Source organism: Acinetobacter guillouiae (assembly GCF_002370525.2).
In the GTDB taxonomy this organism is placed as follows: domain Bacteria; phylum Pseudomonadota; class Gammaproteobacteria; order Pseudomonadales; family Moraxellaceae; genus Acinetobacter; species Acinetobacter guillouiae.
The window spans coordinates 741,331-761,229 of the sequence record NZ_AP014630.1 but is presented as its reverse complement, the minus strand read 5'-3'; the positions used below and the strand labels follow the sequence as shown (position 1 = coordinate 761,229).

Below are 19,899 nucleotides of genomic sequence, written 5' to 3'. Positions count from 1 at the left end.
TATGTAATACTTATATCCATAGATAGATTCATCTTTAAAATATTTTGGAGCAAAATCCATGTCTGGCAATATCGTAAATACCACTGATGACAACTTTGATGCAGATGTACTTCAATCTGATATCCCTGTAATCGTAGATTTCTGGGCAGGCTGGTGTGCACCGTGTAAAGCGATTGCACCAGTCCTTGAAGTACTTTCAACTGAATTTGAAGGTAAAGTTAAAATCGTTAAAGTGGATGTAACTGCATGTGAAGCAACTGCGGTCAACTACAACATTCGTAACATTCCAGCATTATTGATGTTTAAAAATGGTGAAGTTGTTGCTCAACAAATTGGTGCAGTGCCAAAATCTAAATTAACTGCATTCATTGAAGAAAATATTTAATTTGCTGAATTTATACATTATTTGTATAAATCTAGGAAAATGAGAAATACGCTTGATTTTCTAGCGTATTTTTTTTCGACTATAATTTGACAAACTTGTTGATCTAACTTATATTCCATGCTCAAGGAACATTAGGATTCTCTTCCTGTTTCTTAAAGGACAACACATAAGATCGCCGTTCGGCAACAGAAATTGTTTTACATATTTCTCCTCGAAAGAACTACATAGATTCTGAGTTTGTTTTTGTGTCTATACAATTTCAACTCACCTATTACACTGCTGGCGACTTTTGCTTCTTTTCTCTTTATCTGTGTTCCACACATCCTTATTCAATCTGACCATTTATGAATTTAACTGAACTCAAGAAAAAACCGATCGGCGAACTCATTAAAATTGCTGAGTTTATGGGCCTTGAAGGAATGGCTCGTAACCGTAAGCAAGACATCATTTTTGCCATCCTCAAACGCCATGCAATGAATGGCGAAGAAATTTTTGGTGATGGTGTTCTTGAAATTTTGTCTGATGGTTTCGGCTTTTTACGCTCCGCTGCAGGTTCTTATCTTGCAGGTCCGGATGATATCTATGTTAGTCCTTCACAAATTCGTCGTTTTAATCTACGAACTGGTGATACGATTACAGGTACGATTCGCCCACCTAAAGAAGGTGAACGTTACTTTGCATTATTAAAAGTTAATCAAATTAACTATGACACCCCTGAAAACTCACGCAATAAAATTTTATTTGAAAACCTCACACCACTTTTCCCAACTGAGCAATTGGTTATGGAACTGGGTAATGGTTCTTCTGAAGATTTGACAGCGCGTGTCGTGGACTTGGTTGCACCCATCGGTAAAGGTCAACGTTCAATTATCGTAGCACCGCCAAAAGCGGGTAAAACGATGTTATTACAGAACATTGCTCAATCTATTGTGCGTAACAATCCTGAATGTTTCTTGATTGTTCTTCTGATCGACGAACGTCCTGAAGAAGTGACAGAAATGGAACGTACTGTGCGTGGTGAAGTTGTTGCATCAACCTTTGATGAATCTCCAGCTCGCCATGTCCAAGTTGCTGAAATGGTGATTGAAAAAGCCAAACGTCTGGTAGAGCACAAAAAAGATGTTGTGATCTTACTTGACTCAATCACGCGTTTAGCCCGTGCTTATAACACTGTTGTTCCTTCATCTGGCAAAGTACTTACCGGTGGTGTTGATGCACATGCCTTAGAACGCCCTAAACGTTTCTTTGGTGCTGCACGTAATATCGAAGAAGGCGGTTCTCTCACCATTATTTCGACTGCATTGATTGAAACAGGCAGTAAAATGGATGAAGTGATCTACGAAGAATTCAAAGGTACAGGTAACCAAGAAATCATCCTTGATCGCCGTATTGCTGAAAAACGCGTCTTCCCAGCAATGAATATCAAAAAGTCAGGTACGCGTCGTGAAGAGCGTCTTATGAGCGAAGAAAACCTACGTAAAGTATGGATTCTTCGTAAACTTCTTCATCCTATGGATGAATTAGTGGCGATGGAATTCTTGTTAGATCGCATGAAAGAAACCAAAACCAATGATGATTTCTTTGATCAAATGAAGCGCAAAGCTGCCAACTAATTCCATAAATACTTAAAAAGGCTACTCTAAGAGTAGCCTTTTTATTTGGTTGACATTATTTACATAAATATACAATCATCGAGTTTCAACGTTACACGATATTGCAAATATTTGAATATAAAAATTATTCATCAAGATTTTTTATATTTATTAATAACTTATTTATCAATAAACCAATCTAAAAACGCAACTTGATTGTAAAATACTGTTAAAAAAACATCATTTTTTCATCAATTTGGTCAGTTTTTTTAAGATAAACAGTAGCAATTCAAAATGCGCAGTGATAGCATATTCGCATACCAGTTAGACTGCTCATGCAAAAAGCAAAAAACAGGCTAACTTGGGTTTTTTGTCTCTATTAAATTTATGAGAGTGATGCCATGTTATTCAAAAAAATCGCTATTGCTGCTGCAGTTGCTACTACTTTAGCTTTCGTTGGTTGTGCTAAAAAAACTGAAGAAGCTGCTGCTGATGCAAACGCTGCTGCTTCTCAAGCTGTAGAAGCTGCTTCTGAAGCTACTGCTGCTGTTGACGCTGCTGCTGCATCTGCTACTGATGCTGCTGCTGACGCTACTGCTGCTGCATCTGATGCTACTGCTGCTGCTGCAGACGCTTCTGCTGCTGCTTCAGCTGCTCAATAATAATCGCTTAGATTATTATCAAGAAAAGAGAACCTTTTAGGTTCTCTTTTTTTGCTTTGTTTTTTACTTTAAAGTTTAAATCATCATAAACAAGCTGTATCACCCTTCGCTACTGAACCCGTAAATCCAACAAGTACAAAACCACACCACTCTATTTTACTTTGCTTATCAACCGTTAAAATTGCAAGCGTATTGGATCATCTTAACCAATACTAGAATAGCTTTACTTATTTGCATTTTTATAAAGATACTAAGAATTTTCTTAAAATAAATTTATCCCGCATAAGGGTCTCACTTTTACCCAACAATTACACTATCTCTCACTACTCTGTTTTTTAACCAAACCTCACGCACATAAACCCATTTGATCTTTGGGTATTGGGATAAAAAAGCGATATTCCAGTCTTATCACTGTGATTACAGCAAAAATTAGTTAATCGAATCCAAATGATGTTTATTTCTGGCAATAAAAAACCCCAAGCAGATTACTCAGGGTTTTTATCTTACAAAACTTTTAGATTACAGAGCTTTCATCTTACGACACACAAATTGCCGATTAATCTTCTTGTTCTGTACCCACACGTTGTCTAAATTTTTGACCTGCACGGAATGTTACAACTCGACGTGCTGAGATTGGAATCTCTTCTCCAGTTTTAGGATTTCGACCTGGACGTTGACGTTTGTCACGTAGTTCAAAATTTCCGAAACCTGAAAGTTTGACTTGTTCGCCTGCAATTAATGCTTGGCTAATCTCGTCAAAGAACAACTCGACCATTTGTTTTGCTTCACGACGGTTTAAACTCGTAAGCTCACTTAAATGATCAGCCATTTCTGCTTTTGTTAATGCTGTCATGAGGCCCTCAATGTCGCTTGATAAGTGTCTTCTAACACTTGAATAATATGATCCATACCGGATTTAATCTCAGCATCTTCGAGTGTACGTGATGGATGTTGCCATAACAATGCAAATGCTAAAGAGCGCTTACCTTGTTCAACACCTTGCCCTGTATACACATCAAATAACCAAGTAGAGTCTAAAAGCTCTCCACCCGTTTTTTCGATAAGTTGCTGAATTTCACTAACATTAATCTTATCACTAATTACAAGCGCAATATCACGTCTAACCGATGGAAATCGTGATAATTCTGTAAAATTAGATACATAAGTTTGCAAAACAGCCGATTGGTCGAGCTCTGCGATCCAAGTTGTGCTCAAATCCAGTGCATTTTCCAAAGATGGATGTAGACGACCTAAATAACCTACTGATTTCCCATCCACGAGAATTTCCGCAGATTGACCTGGATGTAACCATTCACGATCAGAACGAACATATTCAACTTGAACACGTCCAGCTGCTAAAATTTCTTCGACCTCGCCTTTGAGATCAAAGAAATCCATAACTTGAGCTTTTCCATGCCAAGATTCAATTTGTTTTGATCCTACAGCAATCATAGCCAAAGTTGGAATCTGTTTCAAATCTTCTATACTTTTCGCGTTTTGATAATCAAAACGTAGCCCTAGCTCAAAGAAACGCACACGACTTTGTTGACGATTGATATTGTACTGAACACACGGAATTAAGCTTGAAAGTAAAGTTGAGCGCATGACCGCCAAATCACTTGAAATCGGATTTGCAAGCGCCAATGGATTTACTTGTGAATTCAATTGTTTTTCAAGTTTTAAATCTGCAAAACTAAAACTAATCGCCTCTTGATAACCCAGTGTTACTAAAGTTTGACGTAACTGAGTCAGTTCAAATTGATCCTGATGCTTAGCAAGTTTTACATCAATCACTGGCAGACTAATTTGAATATTGTCATAACCATGTATACGCGCAACTTCTTCAATTAAATCTTGATAAATTGCCATATCGTAACGATGTGATGGTGGTACAACAGTCCATTCACCTTCAGCTGTTACAGTCACATCACAACCTAAACGTTGCAGCGCATCTGTAATAAATGCAGTAGGAACTTGATAACCTAGCAATTGATCCACTTGCGCTTGATTCAACTCAATTGCTTCGCGTTTAGGCAACAATTCAGTTTTTTCAGATACGGTAATTGGACCGAAATCACCACCTGCAAGAGTTTGAATCAATTGTGAAGCGCGTTGCATTGCGATCATAGGCAATTCAAAGTCCACACCACGTTCATAACGTTGTGACGCATCTGTATGCAAACCATAACGACGTGCGCGCCCTGCGATATGTAATGGTGCAAAGAATGCAGATTCAAGGAAAATCTCAGTGGTTTCATCTGTTACAGATGAGGACAAACCACCCATGATGCCTGCGATCGCCAATGCTTTTACATCATCTGCAATCACCATAACATCTTCGGTCAATTCAATTTCTTGTTCATTTAACAAAACAAGCTTTTCATTTGCACTTGCCTGACGCACATGCACTGAACCTTGAACCTGACCACCATCAAACGCATGTAACGGTTGACCAAGTTCCATAAGCACATAGTTGGTAATATCAACAAGAATACTGTGTTGACGAATACCTGAACGTGCTAGAGCTTGCTCCATCCATGCAGGTGTAGCTGCTTTGGTATTTACATTTTTAATTACACGACCTAAGTAACGAGGGCAACCATCCGTTGTCACAACAACTTGCTTCTGATCAGCAATCGTAGTCAAAACCTCTTGAATTTCAGGTGCGGTTACAGGCAATTGGTTAATTACCCCAATTTCACGTGCCACCCCACGAATACTAAAACAGTCACCACGGTTTGGCGTGATGCTGATATCAATCACATGATCATCAAGATTTAAATATTCTCGAATATTTGTGCCTACAGGCGCATCAGCAGGAAGTTCTAACAGACCGTCAATTTTATCTTCAAGGTCAATTTCTGAAGCGCCGCAGAGCATCCCTTGTGATTCAACACCACGAAGTTTGCCTTTTTTAATTTTAAAATCGCCCGGAAGCACTGCACCAATGGTTGCAACTGGCACTTTCATTCCAGCACGTACATTTGGTGCACCACATACGATTTGCAAAGGTTCACCCGAACCAATATTCACTGTGGTGACACGTAAACGATCTGCATCAGGATGCTGTACAACAGTTAAAACTTCACCAATCACCACACCTGTAAATGGTTTAGCTGCGGGAACCAGTTCATCAACCTCAAGTCCCAACATGGTCAGTTGATCAGACAAAGTATCGCTATCAATTGCAGGGTTGACCCATGTGCGAAGCCAATTTTCGCTAATTTTCATTTCTAAAACCTATATTCAATATCTATGAATTCCTCTCTGACTCCCCTTTAAAAGGAGGCAGAACCCTTCGTCTCATTATCTTGGACATCCCCTCTCCTTTTAGGAGAGGTCAGGGAGAGGTATAAATTTGTTAAGCAAATTGGCGTAAAAAACGCACATCGTTTTGGTAGAACATACGCAAATCATTGATGCCATAACGCAACATTGCGAAACGCTCTACACCGAGACCAAATGCAAAGCCTTTATATTTTTCAGGATCAATACCCGCAGCTTGTAGAACATTTGGATGCACCATACCGCAACCCAAAACCTCTAACCAACGACCACGCTCATCCATAATATCCACCTCAGCACTTGGCTCAGTGAATGGGAAATAAGATGGACGGAAGCGTACTTTTAAATCTTTCTCAAAAAATTCATTTAGCAGATTAATCAACAAACCTTTTAATTCTGCGAAGCTGGTATTTTCAGCAACGTATAAACCTTCGATTTGATGGAACATTGGAGAATGGGTTTGATCTGAGTCACAACGATAAACACGCCCTGGACAAACGATACGAATCGGTGGTTGCGAGTTTTCCATTGTGCGTACTTGTACACCTGAGGTATGGGTGCGTAGCAAATGGTTTGCATCAAAGTAAAAAGTATCATGCATCGCACGTGCAGGATGATGTCCTGGAATATTCAATGCTTCAAAGTTGTGATAATCATCTTCAACTTCTGGCCCTGTCGCAACAGTAAAACCCGCTTTGGTAAAGAATTGACAAATACGTTCTTGAACCTGAGTAACGGGATGAATACTTCCTACAGCTTGCCCACGTCCAGGCAAAGTAATATCGATTGTTTCACTTGCTAGCTTTAATTCTAATTCAGCTTTCTGTAATTCAGTTTGGCGTTCAGTCAACGCTGCACTGATCGCTTCACGTACTGCATGAATTGCAGCACCCTGAACTTTACGCTCTTCAGGGTCCATTTTGCCAAGTGCCTTAGATTGTTCCGCAAGCTGGCTTTTTTTCCCTGTAAATTGCACTCGTACTTGGTCGAGTGTAGTCAGGTCTTGAGCTGCTGCAATCGCAGCGAGCGCTTCAGTGGTCAGGGCTTCCAGTGACATAGTAACTCTCAAAGCAATATTTTAGAAAAATAATATAACTCTATATTCTAACAGTTTTTATGCAGTTGAATGAAGTTTCCGCTTTACAAAAAATACGATTAGTCACAACTTATTCTAAATAATTTGTATATTTCCCTGTTTGATTCCTGTTGAAATGCTAGAACTTTGATTTATAAAAAGTATAAAATGGATTTAATGTCGCTGAGATCTATAAAAAATGGCACTCGATCAAATCTGGAAACGTCAACTTACACTCGTCACTTATGGCAATGAGTATCTCACTCAAGGGATCAGTTTTTCTCGTTGGGTCAATCATGCCATTTTTAATCAGCATGCTTTTGGCTTCCGTGATTTAACCAACCAGCACCTATTGGCACAGCATTTTCAGATTTGGCTTGAAGGGCTAAAAAAACAAGGGGTGTATCGACTCAGCTTACATAGCGCGAGCATTTTAAATGATGAACAAAATCCAAATGCCAATGTTGAACTGTTAGCCATCCCACACTTTATTGTTAGCCATGATCAACAAAAGAAAGCTGCATGGATTTTTGGTAAAGAATTGGCAGAATGGTATAGCGCAGACAATGATTATGAAGCGCCTGAACAACAACGCCCCAATTTACGTACCGAGATTTTTTGGCGCTATGATCTCAATGCAAAATTGATTAAACGGATTGAACAAGATTTAGTCCAACCGAATTGGGATGATATTCAAGTTTATACAGACAATGAATTGTTCGATACTCAATATGCCAAAGGTTTTCCAGAACCTGTAAATAAAGATTTACCTTATTACGGATTAGATGAAACGCTATACACGACCGAGGATTCAAGCCTTAAACTTGCGCTGTTACCCACTGACTATCAAGCTGATTACGCACATGAAACCTTCTGTCGTATCGATGCATTAGAAAGCTTTATTTCTACAAAATTAAAGCATCCCTATGATGAAAATGAGCAAATCATGAGCCCTGAAGAGCAAATGAATTTGCGCCATTTCCTCCAAAAAGTTGAAGATTTAAAATCAAAATTTATTGTTAAAGTTGCAAATCATTATAAATCTGCACGCTTAACGCCAAAACAAATTGCTTCACCCTTTGACGCGCATGACAATATCAAAACCGAGCAGCGTCAAGCATTTAACGGCAAGACAAATCCTGAGCATAAACCTGGTAAAACAGGTGTTTTTGCATTAATTATTGTGACCATTTTAATCTGCCTTGCGGCTTATTATTTTGGTTTATAGGCTCTAAATTTTTTTTATTCAATGAATCTTCAAAAGAAAGCAACTTTAAAGTTGCTTTCTCACTTCCATTAAGGCAAAACCCAAAAGATTTAAACCTTGCCATGCGTTTGGATTTGTCGCATTAACATGATCTGCTGCAAGTCCAATCCCCCAAATTTGATCTACAGGCGAGGCTTCAACGATGATCTGATCTGAGGTACTCAGTAGAAACGCTTTAAGATCATTGTCTTGAGAAAACTTAGCCAAATTACCTTGAACCACAATTTCATAACGATGAGCAATCCAAATCTCATCTTGATAATTTTTGACCAAACGACCTAATGCTTTTATTTTCTTAGGATCGTCTGTTTGTAAAATTTTTTGAAAAATAGCCTCATCATTAAATAGTTTGGCTTTCTGTGCCATCATATACTGTTCTGTACTTTGATAATTGACACCATCAATTTCAAATTTTGCAGGAAACCATTGACTTAAACAACTCTTGTCTATTTTTCCACAAGTCTTTTGACTATGCCCCCAAAAACACAAATAACTATACTTTTGCCCGTTCTTTACTTGCTCTTGTAAAGTTGTTAAAAATTGAGAATCACTCATTTTATTGTCCTATGATTAATATCCCACTGATACGATACTTCTGTTATGCCATCACCATCATTCGCATGAACCTCTTATTCAATCACAGTTCCACTTAATTTTTCATAAAATATTCGACACGTATTATTATATTTTCAAAATTTATCCTAACTTATAAAGGACTTAACTTAAACTAAAAAATTGATCAATATCTTTTCGCGATTTTAAATGGATAAATCGAATATGTGAATATTGAGGATCATTCATCATTGTTATATATTGCTGTCGATTTTTTTGATGCGTTTTAATCATCCACCAAATAATCGAGTCACGACTAAACATTTTACTAAAACTTTCACGATTATTTGAACTCTCCCAAAGTCTGTGTCTAAAAATAGCACGACGAACAGCTCTCTGTATGGATTGGTAAAGATTGATATAAAAAGGAATATCCAACCAAATTACAGTATCGATATCTCGCCATTTGATCTGCGTGGTTCGCGTATAATTACCATCTATGACGAAACCAGATTTAGCTTGATCTAATTTGGCCTGAATTTTCTGAAAAAATGCAGTATCGGTAGACTCTTGCCAATCATCCAGCCAAAATAAATCATCCAATTCAATGTATGTGAGTTTTAATTTTTGAGCCAATCTTATTGAAAATGTTGTTTTTCCTGACGCAGAAGTCCCCACGACATTGATGCGGTTCATAAATCTAAGAACTCTCTAAAAATAAAAAGTAGCTAAATAAGCTACTTTAGATCACGTAACAACCCAATCATGATTCAATCATTTTAGCTGATCTATATCAAAATACGGGTCGTATGCTGAGTATTACTTTATGTTCATTTGCATGCTGATTAATATAGTGCTCAACTGCTGTTACTTCACCTTTAACTTCCGCATCTGCACCATACATCACTTTTAAAACTTCCCCAACTCTGGGTAGTAGTTGCAACTCAACTTCAATTGCACCTTGTTGTAAACCTTCAATCTCAACACGCATACCCACTCCATCATTTTCTATTATTCGTTGTTCTACTCTATGCGAGCTATTTCTAAAACAATAATGTTTTCACGTTGATATTGTGTAATGTGTATGCAAAGTTATTTGAATGTTTAAATCATTCGGATGGCCTGCTCAATCAGCATAATCCAAATCATCCTCATCAACATTGATAAAATTTGCTGGTGGTGTAATTTCAAACCTGACGGCTTTAATTGTAAGATGTTCAAGTAGTTTTGCTTTTGCCACACGATGCATACCATCCATCACTCTGCCATCAGCAGATAGAATAATTGGATAACTTAGATCTGCCTGTTGTATCAGTTGAAAATGTTCAATCATTTGCTGTGTTGTTGGATGTGTATCTGGAAACCAATACGCTTCATTGAGTTCTTGTATATCGGATAATAGAACCTCATCGATTGGAAAATCTCGGCTTAGTTCAACCAGATGATGCACATCCCAAATATAAGTGTCTTCACCAACTTGGCGAAAGTGATATTGTTTACGCATAAGACTAGATTCTATAGTTTGGTCAATTCAATGCCATAACAAAATCGTTAGAGCATCCATAATGACAGATTTTACATCAACACAAATTTTACTGATTAGTACTGTATTCGAACAATCAAACTCAAAGGGAACTCATCTCGAAAAGTTCCCGCAATAGTTTGAAAATAAATTTTTAGGCATAAAAAAGACCGCTATAAAGCGGTCTTTTTTAATCATCGAAGATGATTAAGCAGCTAATGCGCCTTTAGCTTTTTCAGCTAAAGCAGCAAATGCAACTGAGTCATGCATAGCGATGTCAGCAAGTACGCGACGGTCGATGATCACTTGAGCTTTTTTCAAGCCATCGATCATACGGCTGTACGACAAACCATTTTGACGAGCACCAGCATTGATACGCGCAATCCATAAAGCACGGAATTGACGTTTCTTTTGACGACGGTCACGGTAAGCGTATTGACCTGCTTTAATTACTGCTTGGAACGCTACACGATAAACACGTGAACGCGCGCCATAGTAACCTTTAGCACGAGCAAGAATTTTTTTATGACGGCGATGAGCCTGTACACCACGTTTTACACGAGCCATTTATAATCTCCTTAGATGTATGGGCACATACGACGAACTGAATTCATGTCACTTACGTGAACCATGACACAACCGCGCAATTGACGAATACGTTTAGCAGATTTTTTGGTCAAAATGTGGCGTTTGAACGCTTGTTTACGCTTGAAACCGTTAGCAGTCGCTTTGAAACGCTTAGCTGCACCACGGCGAGTTTTTAACTTAGCCATAACAACCTCTTTAAACACCTGTTCGGTACGTTCGCACCATTGCGACAACGACCTGCAGGTAAGGGAGGCAGTATTCTAAATCATCTCTGTACAAAACAAAAGCAAAACATCCAACAATTTCACAATTCCCCCAATGTAATTTTCGATGTAAATTTCACCTAGTTTTATAAGAAAAATCAGGATGAAATCTTTATAATCATCACATCATGATAAAACTGGACAGTTATGACCCCTGCACAGGATGCTTTTGCTGCGCTTCGCTATCGAGATTTCTCAATTGTTACCATCAATCAATTTTGTTTAACGCTCGCAATTTTAATTCAAGAAATTATTGTTGCCTATTCACTCTATCAAATTACCAAAGACCCGCTCACCTTGGGTCTGATTGGACTAGCAGAAGCAATCCCGTTTATTGCACTGTCGCTTTGGGGCGGTTATTTTGCAGATAAGCTGAATAAACAAACCATTATGAAAGTTTGCTTATTTTTCTCTTTCCCTTTGCCGTTGGTGCTTTGGTGGTTATTTCACAGTTATGATCATGGCCAAATTGGTGTGACTACACTGTCTTGGGGGATTTATGCAGTTATTTTTGCTTTGGGTACCATCCGAGGTTTCTATAATCCATCAGCAACCTCATTAAAACCATTTTTAATTCCTCGTGAACTGTATGCCAATGGTGCGACATGGACCACGATTGGATGGCAAAGTGGCGTCATTATTGGCCCAATGCTAGGTGGTTTTATGCTGGCAGGAATCGGTCGTGAAAACAGCTTACTCTCGGTAGCGGTACTTTTATTTATATGCTTCTGTCTGATTAACTTATTAAAGAAGCGTACTTTCCCTACCATGGAACAAGATAATCTTTGGGACAGTTTAAGTGAAGGCTTTCGCTTTATTTGGAAAACCAAAATTGTACTGTGGGCCATATCTTTAGATTTGGTTTCAGTGCTGTTTGGTGGTGTGATTGCCCTACTGCCAATTTTTGCAGAAGACATTTTAAAAGTTGGACCTGAAGGTTTAGGTTATTTACGTGCGGCCCCATCTATTGGCGCATTAATAACCATGATCGCTTTAACCAAATTTCCACCTACACATCATGCTTGGCGAAATATGCTGATTGCAGTTGCAGGTTTTGGGGTGTTTACCATTATTTTTGCATTCTCAAATAACGTCTGGCTCTCTTTATTTGCTTTGGCTATGACTGGTGCTTGTGACAGTATCTCAGTGGTTGTACGCCAAACCATTTTGCAAGTTTACCCACCTGAAAATATGCGTGGCCGTGTCGCTGCGGTGAATGGGATGTTTGTTTCATCGAGTAATGAATTGGGCGCATTTGAATCTGGGCTGGCTGCAAAATATTTAGGAACAATCACAGCCACTGTATTTGGTGGATGTATGACCTTGGCCGTTGTCGCAATAAGTTGGGTAAAAACTTCTGATTTATTCAAAGTAGACATCACCAAAGGCCAAGTATAATGAGTTTGGCTGAATAAAAAACAGTAAAAAATGCACCTTCGGGTGCATTTTCTATTGCGAGAATACAAAATTCGATAAATACTTTGCGCAATTAAACTACTCTCATGCGTATTAAACTGCATGGATTGCCAAACCTATGAATAAAGCTCTTTTTACCACTTGTTTATTGTGCCTTTCAACCTATAGCTATAGTGCGGATAAACTTCCTACAATAAAGGTCAAAGGGGAGCAATCTGAACAAAATGATCCTCAGCATTTGACTACACGTATACAATGGGTCAAATTTCCTCAAATTCACTATCAAATCACTGAATTAAAAGATCAAGATCGTTCAGCGATCATTCGAGTAAAAGCCAATAATGCTGGTGAAGTTACAGATGCTGATATCCAAGAGAGTACAGGCATCCGTGCATTGGATCAGAAACTTGTAGATGCTGTGGAAAATGCAAAAGTAAAACCCTATTCCAAAAATGGAAAAGCCATTGCTTTAGTCGGTTATCAAACATTTACCTTAACACTAGAGAATGCAACGGATCATGTTCAGCGCGCTAAGCAATGTACATATAGCTTTAATTCAAAAAATTGGAACAAACAACAACTCGATAAGTCGGTTGCCTTTGTTTATTTAAAACAACCACAACTTGCACTGGATCAATCGCTATTAAAAAATAAAGATCGCACAGTAAAGTTTAAATTTAAAGCCAATAAGCAAGGTGAAATTACCCAAGTTAAGCTAACTCAACGTTCTGGTATTAATGCACTTGATCAACAAGTACTTGCAGCCGTAGAGCATGCATCAATCAATGTAAAACGTTCTTACCGCACTTTATGGATCTATAAACAATCCAGCTTCAATGATGCGATTCAATTTAAAATCAATGAATGTAAATAAAAAATATGAGATTCTTAAGGTTAAAGATAGTTTAGTGTCTTTAACCTTTTTATTAAAATAATCCGATATACACCAAATAGATAAAAGCATACCGACCACCTTTTGCAATGGTCACAATCAAAAGAAAACGCCAAAAGTTCTCTTTCATTAGCCCTGCAATAAGTGTGATTGGATCTCCAATAATTGGGGTCCAACTTAATAACAAAGACCAAAAGCCATACTTTTGATATATTTTTTCTGCTTTAAGCATATTTTTTTCAGAGACAGGAAACCATTTCTTATCTTTAAACTGCTCGATTTTGAGTCCCAAATACCAATTCACGCATGAACCTAAAACATTGCCAATCGTTGCAACAACAAGCAATAAATATGCAGAATGCTGGGTTTGTACCAGTAATCCAAGCAATACTGCTTCAGACTGTAAAGGTAATAGCGTCGCAGCACCAAATGCGGAAAAAAATAAGAGAAGATAAGCCATAAAATTAGCTAATGCGGAGTTTAGATTTTAAGGTATAAGTTAAAAATGACAGTATAAAGGGAGCAAGAAAAGCCAACCAAAATGAAAGATCTGATTTAAAAAATTTCTGCAACAATGTGAGTTGAGCTTTACCCTCTGAAATCGCTTGCCAATCGATTTTGATATGAATAAAGCCGTAGAATAAAACAATAAAATAAAGCGAAAGCAAAACGAGTAAGATCGTGGTATTCAAAAGACTTTGTTGTAATTTACTTTGAAAAATGCCAAAGACCATAGCAAAAATCAAGCCTGAAACACTCACGATGCTAAAAATAATAAACCAAAAGTAATCATATGCGGAGTGATACTGCAAAATGCTACAAAGCATTGCTGTGATTAGCATCACAGCAAAAGAGACAAGAAAATGCCAAACAAAGTTTTGCTTCATACTCATTTCCCTGTTGAATGTACTTAGAGTTCAATCAGTTTAAATTTAGCATTTTTTTGGTTTTACGATACTGAAAATGTGCCCAAATGATTGCCAACAACATAAAGATAATCCGAGACCATTGATAACGTTGCGCAATCGGGTCGATCACACTTCTAATCAGGGCTGATGCTTGACCATTTAATTGCTCTAAAATATTTTGGATATGCACAATTTCCGCAATATAGAGCATTAAACACCCCGCAATACCCACAATAATACTCCAGTAGATTTTTGGATTTGTTTCTAATATTTTCGTAAAGTTCAAAAAGAAATCTTTCATGACTAAAGCCTGCCAACCATCCAAAAATCGATCATTTAAAAAATAAAAAACCACATTACGTGGTTTCTCATCTTAACATAAAATACATTTTACACTTTGATTGATAGCGCTCTTTGTATCGCTGGGCGCGCAGTTAAACGCTCAATATATTCTTTAACATGAGGATAATCATCTAGTGCTATTTGCTGCCACTCATAGCGTAATACCCACGGTAAAATTGCCATATCTGCAATAGAATACTCACCAGCCACATATTTTTGTCCAATGAGCTGCTTATTTAAAACACCATACAAACGTTGAGTTTCAGTAACATAACGATCAATTGCATAAGGAATTTTTTCTTTGGCAAATTTACCAAAATGATGGTTTTGCCCTAACATCGGCCCTAGCCCGCCCATTTGCCACATTAACCACTGTTCAACTTCAACACGATCTTGCTCATCGCTTGGATAATACAGGCCTGTTTTACGGCCAAGATATTGCAAGATTGCGCCTGATTCAAATACTGAAATCGGCTCACCATTTGGACCATCTTGATCGACAATCGCGGGGATTTTGTTGTTCGGAGAGATACGAAGAAAATCTGGCTGGAACTGGTCATTCTCTAAGATGTTGATGGGAAAAATCTGATAATCCAAACCCATTTCTTCAAGTGCAATGGTAATTTTATGACCATTGGGAGTACCCCAATAATAGAGATCAATCATATTTCATCCTTCTTCGTTTTCACGTATTTTCTGAATTTTATTGCGTTAATCGTTTACTTTTATAACATGAATTGGCGTGATTCAGTATGCTATAAAAAGAGATTATTCTAATAATCTATTCTAAAATTATGTTATTGCATTTTATTAAATATAGTAAGTTCTCATATCATGATATTAATTTCAAATATCTACTTCAGCAATTGCATCTAAATACTCTTTGGCCTTTTCACCCACAAATTTACGACCAGCATTGTTTCCCAATATCCATTCCTCTGGATTAAATAAGTCAAATAAACCAACTTTTACTAAGGTGGGGATCGCGAGTATCAGTTCTTGCTCAATCTCTCCACGTAAACCTGAGTTATACAGATTGATATTATGCAACATGGTTGCCACTGTGCCAGTTTGTACAGCGCTGCCATCCTTTAACTTAACCACAGGCAAAACCTCACCTGCTTGAATAATTTTTTGGTTAATACTCGATAGCGCATTTGAATTTTGAATAGATGACATATCAACTCCACTCGATTCAGATTGATTCACCCGCATTTTAACGTAAAAAAGCACTGCTTAATGCAGTGCTTTTTTAACAGATGAATAATTACTTTTTCTTTTTAGGTCCAAGTAACATACCCATTTGACGGCCTTCCATTTTTGGTGCTTGTTCAACAATACCAAACTCTGCTACGTCTGCTTCAATTTTTTGCAATTGTGCAAGACCCAACTGTTGGTGAGCCATTTCACGACCACGGAAACGTAGAGTAATTTTGACTTTGTTGCCTTCTTCAAGAAACTTCAGAATAGCACGCAACTTAACATTGTAATCACCAACGTCTGTACCAGGGCGCAACTTAATTTCTTTCACTTGAACTTGATGCTGTTTCTTTTTCGCATCTTTTTGCTTTTGCTTCAAGTCAAATAAATGTTTGTTGAAATCCATGATTTTACAAACAGGTGGCTCTGCATTCGCCACGATCTCAACAAGATCAAGATCAACTTCTTCAGCAGCACGCAAAGCTTCAGCAAGTGAAACGATGCCTTTTTGCTCTCCATCTGCAGCAACGAGACGCACATCTTTCGCTTTGATCTCATCATTTAATGCAGGACGATTACTTTTAGCACCTTGTTGTTGGTTACGGTCAGGCTGTTTAATCTTTCTTACTCCACAATATACCGGCCGCGTTCGGCTACGGCTGCTTTCACTAGGTCAATAAATGCGTCTATTGACATAGTACCTAAATTTTTTCCAGAGCGAGTACGAACATTCACAGTCCCTTCCTCTACTTCTCGATCTCCAAGTACCAATAGGTATGGAATACGCTCTAGTGTACGCTCACGAATCTTAAAGCCGATTTTCTCATTTCTCAAGTCTGAAATTGCTCGAATTCCATTTTCTTTGAGTTTTGCGACGACTTGCTCACAAGCTTCCGCTTGAGAATCCGTAATATTCATGACACATGTTTGGATTGGAGCCAACCATGGTGGCATAAAGCCTGCGTAGTGTTCAATTAGTATACCAATAAAACGCTCAAAACTGCCAAGAATTGCACGATGTAACATCACAGGATGGTCACGATCGTTATCTTCTGTTACATATGAAGCGTCTAAACGTAACGGTAAGTTAAAATCACACTGGATTGTACCGCACTGCCAGATACGTCCTAAACAGTCTTTTAATGAAAATTCAATCTTCGGACCGTAGAAAGCACCCTCTCCAGGTTGTTCTTCCCATTTAAGATTTGCAGCATCTAAAGCATCTGCTAAAGATTTTTCTGCAACATCCCAAAGTTCATCAGCACCCACACGTTTTTCAGGACGTGTAGACAATTTCATTTGAACTTCTTCAAAGCCAAAATCTTTATAAACATCTAAAGTCAGTTTAATAAAGTCTGCAACTTCTTTACCAATTTGTTCAGTTGTACAGAAAATATGTGCATCATCTTGAGTAAAGCCACGTACACGCATAATCCCGTGTAACGAACCTGATGGCTCATTACGATGGCATGAACCAAACTCTGCCAAACGAATTGGAAGATCACGGTAAGATTTTAAACCTTGGTTAAACACTTGAACGTGACATGGGCAGTTCATTGGTTTTACCGCATAGTTACGACTTTCTGAATGTGTCGTAAACATATTTTCTGCATAGTTGGCAGCATGACCCGATTTTTCCCACAAAGTGAAGTCTACAATTTGTGGTGTTTTAATCTCTTGGTAGCCGTTGTCCTGTTGAACTTTACGCATGTATTGTTCAAGCACTTGGTAGATCGTCCAACCATTGGCATGCCAAAACACCATACCTGGTGCTTCTTCTTGCATATGGAACAAATCTAAAGCTTTACCAATTTTACGATGGTCACGCTTTTCAGCTTCTTCAATACGCTTGATATATGCTGCTAATTCTTTTTTGTCTGCCCAAGCAGTACCATAAATACGCTGTAATTGTTCATTCTTTGCATCACCGCGCCAGTAAGCGCCAGAGATTTTAGTCAATTTGAATGACTTTAAAAATTTAGTATTCGGTACGTGTGGACCACGACACATATCTAAATAATCTTGATGATAGTACAAGCCCATTTGAGTTTCTTCAGGCATGTCAGCAATCAAACGTAACTTATAATCTTCACCACGTGCAGTGAACTCAGCAATCACATCATCACGAGGTGTCATTTTTTTAATGACATCATAATCTTGATCGATGAGCTTTTTCATGCGCGCTTCGATTGCAGCCATATCATCTAAAGTAAATGGACGAGGCATCCAGATGTCATAGTAGAAACCTTCTTCAATGACAGGGCCAATCACCATTTTTGCTTCAGGGAAGAGTTGTTTTACCGCATGACCCACCAAGTGTGCACAAGAGTGACGAATAATTTCTACACCGTCTTGATCTTTTGGAGTGATGATTTGTAAGGTTGAGTCTTCGGTAATTAAATCACTTGCATCGACTAAGCGACCATTTACTTTCCCAGCAACTGTATTTTTAGCCAGTCCAGGTCCAATACTTTGAGCAACTTCCATAACGGAAACAGCTTGATCAAAACTTTTTTGATCGCCATTTGGCAATGTGATAATAGGCATATTTAAAAATCCTTAAGGAGTGATGCCCCGTACAATGGAGCATGTCACCGCGAGATTATGATCGAGGAAGATCCTCAAGATAAAATCGGTGGAACAAAATAAAAGTGTGTCGAATTTTACACCTTTACAGCATATTTATAAACCTTTGTCTTAAAATTATTCTTTATTCTGATTTAAATTGTACTTTTGATTATCCATCAACTTCCTCTTTTTGGCGCATTACTCTCTAAAGGTTTCCCACGCTTCAAAATCTCGATTTTTATAACAATATAATTTATGAAATTGAGGAATAATTGCTTCGCTTTGTGTGGGTCTTAAAAATACAAAATCATCAACAGCTATTTCAGTGTTTTTAGGCACATTAACCATTTCCTGATTGGTACTCCGCCCATAAAGTGCGTGTGGATGAATCCCCCGCGGATAAACATAATGTGCCATCCAATATCCGCCATAAACAAATAAGGCTTTAGAGCTATGTGGTAATTTATCTAAAACTTCTAATCCAGGTAACTGGGTAAATGGCAGTACTTTTAAAACAGGTGTTGAAATCCATAGCGCAGCTTGTAAAACACTTAACCCATCGCTGTCAAAGTCACTTGGTTTAAGCAACATAGAGCCAAAAGAAAGATCATTACATACACTTTGCTCCACATGAAGATAAAATGTAGGACTACCACCGCCATTAAAACAAAGATCAGTTCGCCATAAATGTGGAAATTGCTGTTGAATAATATTTTTATAATTTTGATAAATATCTTGTGACTCTCGATACGCGACATCAATCTTTTTAATCACTGAAGGCAGCTTCGTCACATGGGCATCATAGCCCATCAAGCCAGCAAATACTAAATGCTCAGGATTTTGTTCAATCAATCTTAATATTTCGATGAGTGCAAAATCGGAACGAACACCACCGCGATGCAAGCCCACATCAATTTCAATATTGATTTTAAGCGTTAAGCTAAACTGTTTTGCAACCTCAAGATACTGTAATAAACGTGCTTTGGAGTCAATTAACCATTGTATATCGGCTTGTCTGCAATTTTGATTCATCGCATAAAAATGCTGAACCGTACTTACAGGCATCGGTTTCCCAAACAACACATCTACATCCGAAAAGTGCTCAAGGATTGGTAAAAGCTGTGGCATATGAAACACCATAAATCGTTGAGTCGAAAGCTTTAGACTAATGGTTTTTAATAACGCTAAACATGCCAAAGACTTTACCACGATACGTGGTTGCAAATGGCTTCCGTATTTAAGCTTTTTGGCAACGTACTGTAGATTTTGTTCAAGCGCCTGATCATCAACAATTAATCGAGGCAATGCACCATTTGACTGTTTTAAATCACGATTTAATTGCTCAAAAAAGTTGTTCATAGTCTACCTTTATTGTCTATTTT

Annotated in this window: 23 protein-coding genes; 6 read left to right on the top strand and 17 right to left on the bottom strand. The window is 38.0% G+C overall.

Translation table 11 applies throughout. The annotated features are described in order from the left end of the window. The first annotated feature begins 58 nt into the window (after nucleotides 1-58). The 3 genes from trxA to AS4_RS03645 all read left to right on the top strand — a co-directional run bounded on the left by trxA (nucleotide 59) and on the right by AS4_RS03645 (nucleotide 2,639). Nucleotides 59-385 carry a thioredoxin gene (gene trxA, locus AS4_RS03655; protein ID WP_004723035.1) on the top strand — a complete coding sequence of 109 codons (327 nt, stop codon included), beginning with the start codon at nucleotides 59-61 and terminating at the stop codon, nucleotides 383-385. Between the two features lie 344 nt (nucleotides 386-729). Then, entirely contained in the window at nucleotides 730-1,998 is a 1,269-nt protein-coding gene (rho, locus tag AS4_RS03650) for a transcription termination factor Rho (RefSeq protein WP_004723038.1), read from the top strand. 380 nt (nucleotides 1,999-2,378) lie between these two features. After that, a complete protein-coding gene (locus tag AS4_RS03645) occupies nucleotides 2,379-2,639 on the top strand; it encodes a hypothetical protein (RefSeq protein WP_034609976.1) in 261 nt (86 codons plus the stop codon). Nucleotides 2,640-3,195: 556 nt separating this feature from the next. Here AS4_RS03645 and AS4_RS03640 read toward each other — a convergent pair. The 3 genes from AS4_RS03640 to pheS all read right to left on the bottom strand — a co-directional run bounded on the left by AS4_RS03640 (nucleotide 3,196) and on the right by pheS (nucleotide 6,981). After that, complete coding sequence (locus AS4_RS03640) at nucleotides 3,196-3,492, bottom strand: integration host factor subunit alpha (RefSeq protein ID WP_004723042.1); 297 nt, start codon at nucleotides 3,490-3,492, stop codon at nucleotides 3,196-3,198. Then, nucleotides 3,489-5,870 (bottom strand): phenylalanine--tRNA ligase subunit beta, encoded by a 2,382-nt coding sequence (gene pheT / locus AS4_RS03635; RefSeq protein ID WP_096733196.1) that lies wholly within the window; start codon nucleotides 5,868-5,870, stop codon nucleotides 3,489-3,491. Before pheT ends, AS4_RS03640 begins: the two co-directional genes overlap by 4 nt. A 130-nt stretch (nucleotides 5,871-6,000) precedes the next feature. Then, nucleotides 6,001-6,981, bottom strand: coding sequence for a phenylalanine--tRNA ligase subunit alpha (gene pheS, locus AS4_RS03630; protein WP_004723046.1), 981 nt, complete (start codon nucleotides 6,979-6,981; stop codon nucleotides 6,001-6,003). Nucleotides 6,982-7,198: 217 nt separating this feature from the next. Here pheS and AS4_RS03625 point away from each other — a divergent pair, with 217 nt between their 5' ends. Further along, nucleotides 7,199-8,227 (top strand): hypothetical protein, encoded by a 1,029-nt coding sequence (locus tag AS4_RS03625; protein ID WP_096733194.1) that lies wholly within the window; start codon nucleotides 7,199-7,201, stop codon nucleotides 8,225-8,227. A 45-nt stretch (nucleotides 8,228-8,272) separates the two neighbouring features. Here AS4_RS03625 and AS4_RS03620 read toward each other — a convergent pair whose 3' ends face one another. The 6 genes from AS4_RS03620 to rpmI form a co-directional block, all read right to left on the bottom strand. Beyond that, entirely contained in the window at nucleotides 8,273-8,821 is a 549-nt protein-coding gene (locus tag AS4_RS03620; protein WP_096733192.1) for an NADAR family protein, read from the bottom strand. Between the two features lie 162 nt (nucleotides 8,822-8,983). Further along, the gene (locus AS4_RS03615; protein ID WP_096733190.1) at nucleotides 8,984-9,514 is read right to left on the bottom strand and encodes a P-loop NTPase family protein; all 531 of its coding nucleotides are present in this window, start codon (nucleotides 9,512-9,514) and stop codon (nucleotides 8,984-8,986) included. Between the two features lie 97 nt (nucleotides 9,515-9,611). Next, a complete protein-coding gene (locus AS4_RS03610) occupies nucleotides 9,612-9,809 on the bottom strand; it encodes a hypothetical protein (RefSeq protein ID WP_004723056.1) in 198 nt (65 codons plus the stop codon). A gap of 135 nt (nucleotides 9,810-9,944) precedes the next feature. Further along, entirely contained in the window at nucleotides 9,945-10,322 is a 378-nt protein-coding gene (locus tag AS4_RS03605; protein WP_096733188.1) for a hypothetical protein, read from the bottom strand. Between the two features lie 225 nt (nucleotides 10,323-10,547). Continuing rightward, entirely contained in the window at nucleotides 10,548-10,907 is a 360-nt protein-coding gene (gene rplT / locus AS4_RS03600) for a 50S ribosomal protein L20 (RefSeq protein ID WP_004723060.1), read from the bottom strand. Nucleotides 10,908-10,918: 11 nt separating this feature from the next. Beyond that, nucleotides 10,919-11,113, bottom strand: coding sequence for a 50S ribosomal protein L35 (gene rpmI / locus AS4_RS03595; protein ID WP_002054552.1), 195 nt, complete (start codon nucleotides 11,111-11,113; stop codon nucleotides 10,919-10,921). A gap of 225 nt (nucleotides 11,114-11,338) precedes the next feature. Between rpmI and AS4_RS03590 the strand changes: the two genes are divergently transcribed. Continuing rightward, nucleotides 11,339-12,589: an MFS transporter gene (locus AS4_RS03590; protein ID WP_096733186.1), complete on the top strand. Its 1,251-nt coding sequence runs from the start codon at nucleotides 11,339-11,341 to the stop codon at nucleotides 12,587-12,589. 136 nt (nucleotides 12,590-12,725) lie between these two features. Then, complete coding sequence (locus AS4_RS03585) at nucleotides 12,726-13,481, top strand: TonB family protein (RefSeq protein ID WP_096733184.1); 756 nt, start codon at nucleotides 12,726-12,728, stop codon at nucleotides 13,479-13,481. A 52-nt stretch (nucleotides 13,482-13,533) separates the two neighbouring features. Here AS4_RS03585 and AS4_RS03580 read toward each other — a convergent pair whose 3' ends face one another. The 8 genes from AS4_RS03580 to AS4_RS03545 all read right to left on the bottom strand — a co-directional run bounded on the left by AS4_RS03580 (nucleotide 13,534) and on the right by AS4_RS03545 (nucleotide 19,876). Continuing rightward, nucleotides 13,534-13,959, bottom strand: coding sequence for a YqaA family protein (locus tag AS4_RS03580; RefSeq protein ID WP_096733182.1), 426 nt, complete (start codon nucleotides 13,957-13,959; stop codon nucleotides 13,534-13,536). Between the two features lie 4 nt (nucleotides 13,960-13,963). After that, complete coding sequence (locus tag AS4_RS03575) at nucleotides 13,964-14,386, bottom strand: hypothetical protein (protein ID WP_096733180.1); 423 nt, start codon at nucleotides 14,384-14,386, stop codon at nucleotides 13,964-13,966. 34 nt (nucleotides 14,387-14,420) lie between these two features. Beyond that, a complete protein-coding gene (locus AS4_RS03570; RefSeq protein ID WP_096735474.1) occupies nucleotides 14,421-14,708 on the bottom strand; it encodes a hypothetical protein in 288 nt (95 codons plus the stop codon). An 89-nt stretch (nucleotides 14,709-14,797) separates the two neighbouring features. Beyond that, entirely contained in the window at nucleotides 14,798-15,415 is a 618-nt protein-coding gene (locus AS4_RS03565; RefSeq protein WP_096733179.1) for a glutathione S-transferase N-terminal domain-containing protein, read from the bottom strand. Between the two features lie 180 nt (nucleotides 15,416-15,595). Beyond that, nucleotides 15,596-15,928: a DUF7709 family protein gene (locus AS4_RS03560; RefSeq protein WP_096733178.1), complete on the bottom strand. Its 333-nt coding sequence runs from the start codon at nucleotides 15,926-15,928 to the stop codon at nucleotides 15,596-15,598. Between the two features lie 88 nt (nucleotides 15,929-16,016). After that, nucleotides 16,017-16,568, bottom strand: coding sequence for a translation initiation factor IF-3 (infC, locus tag AS4_RS03555; protein WP_081401514.1), 552 nt, complete (start codon nucleotides 16,566-16,568; stop codon nucleotides 16,017-16,019). Between the two features lie 5 nt (nucleotides 16,569-16,573). Continuing rightward, nucleotides 16,574-18,496: a threonine--tRNA ligase gene (gene thrS / locus AS4_RS03550; RefSeq protein ID WP_004723075.1), complete on the bottom strand. Its 1,923-nt coding sequence runs from the start codon at nucleotides 18,494-18,496 to the stop codon at nucleotides 16,574-16,576. A 219-nt stretch (nucleotides 18,497-18,715) separates the two neighbouring features. Then, nucleotides 18,716-19,876 carry an alanine racemase gene (locus AS4_RS03545; protein WP_096733176.1) on the bottom strand — a complete coding sequence of 387 codons (1,161 nt, stop codon included), beginning with the start codon at nucleotides 19,874-19,876 and terminating at the stop codon, nucleotides 18,716-18,718. Nucleotides 19,877-19,899 lie beyond the last annotated feature (23 nt).

Excerpts from the sequence above, each read along its gene's own strand:
- trxA (WP_004723035.1), top strand. The coding sequence starts at position 59 with ATGTCTGGCAATATCGTAAATACCACTGATGACAACTTTGATGCAGAT.
- rho (WP_004723038.1), top strand. The coding sequence starts at position 730 with ATGAATTTAACTGAACTCAAGAAAAAACCGATCGGCGAACTCATTAAA.
- AS4_RS03645 (WP_034609976.1), top strand. The coding sequence starts at position 2,379 with ATGTTATTCAAAAAAATCGCTATTGCTGCTGCAGTTGCTACTACTTTA.
- AS4_RS03640 (WP_004723042.1), bottom strand. The coding sequence starts at position 3,492 with ATGACAGCATTAACAAAAGCAGAAATGGCTGATCATTTAAGTGAGCTT.
- pheT (WP_096733196.1), bottom strand. The coding sequence starts at position 5,870 with ATGAAAATTAGCGAAAATTGGCTTCGCACATGGGTCAACCCTGCAATT.
- pheS (WP_004723046.1), bottom strand. The coding sequence starts at position 6,981 with ATGTCACTGGAAGCCCTGACCACTGAAGCGCTCGCTGCGATTGCAGCA.
- AS4_RS03625 (WP_096733194.1), top strand. The coding sequence starts at position 7,199 with ATGGCACTCGATCAAATCTGGAAACGTCAACTTACACTCGTCACTTAT.
- AS4_RS03620 (WP_096733192.1), bottom strand. The coding sequence starts at position 8,821 with ATGAGTGATTCTCAATTTTTAACAACTTTACAAGAGCAAGTAAAGAAC.
- AS4_RS03615 (WP_096733190.1), bottom strand. The coding sequence starts at position 9,514 with ATGAACCGCATCAATGTCGTGGGGACTTCTGCGTCAGGAAAAACAACA.
- AS4_RS03610 (WP_004723056.1), bottom strand. The coding sequence starts at position 9,809 with ATGCGTGTTGAGATTGAAGGTTTACAACAAGGTGCAATTGAAGTTGAG.
- AS4_RS03605 (WP_096733188.1), bottom strand. The coding sequence starts at position 10,322 with ATGCGTAAACAATATCACTTTCGCCAAGTTGGTGAAGACACTTATATT.
- rplT (WP_004723060.1), bottom strand. The coding sequence starts at position 10,907 with ATGGCTCGTGTAAAACGTGGTGTACAGGCTCATCGCCGTCATAAAAAA.
- rpmI (WP_002054552.1), bottom strand. The coding sequence starts at position 11,113 with ATGGCTAAGTTAAAAACTCGCCGTGGTGCAGCTAAGCGTTTCAAAGCG.
- AS4_RS03590 (WP_096733186.1), top strand. The coding sequence starts at position 11,339 with ATGACCCCTGCACAGGATGCTTTTGCTGCGCTTCGCTATCGAGATTTC.
- AS4_RS03585 (WP_096733184.1), top strand. The coding sequence starts at position 12,726 with ATGAATAAAGCTCTTTTTACCACTTGTTTATTGTGCCTTTCAACCTAT.
- AS4_RS03580 (WP_096733182.1), bottom strand. The coding sequence starts at position 13,959 with ATGGCTTATCTTCTCTTATTTTTTTCCGCATTTGGTGCTGCGACGCTA.
- AS4_RS03575 (WP_096733180.1), bottom strand. The coding sequence starts at position 14,386 with ATGAAGCAAAACTTTGTTTGGCATTTTCTTGTCTCTTTTGCTGTGATG.
- AS4_RS03570 (WP_096735474.1), bottom strand. The coding sequence starts at position 14,708 with ATGAAAGATTTCTTTTTGAACTTTACGAAAATATTAGAAACAAATCCA.
- AS4_RS03565 (WP_096733179.1), bottom strand. The coding sequence starts at position 15,415 with ATGATTGATCTCTATTATTGGGGTACTCCCAATGGTCATAAAATTACC.
- AS4_RS03560 (WP_096733178.1), bottom strand. The coding sequence starts at position 15,928 with ATGTCATCTATTCAAAATTCAAATGCGCTATCGAGTATTAACCAAAAA.
- thrS (WP_004723075.1), bottom strand. The coding sequence starts at position 18,496 with ATGCCTATTATCACATTGCCAAATGGCGATCAAAAAAGTTTTGATCAA.
- AS4_RS03545 (WP_096733176.1), bottom strand. The coding sequence starts at position 19,876 with ATGAACAACTTTTTTGAGCAATTAAATCGTGATTTAAAACAGTCAAAT.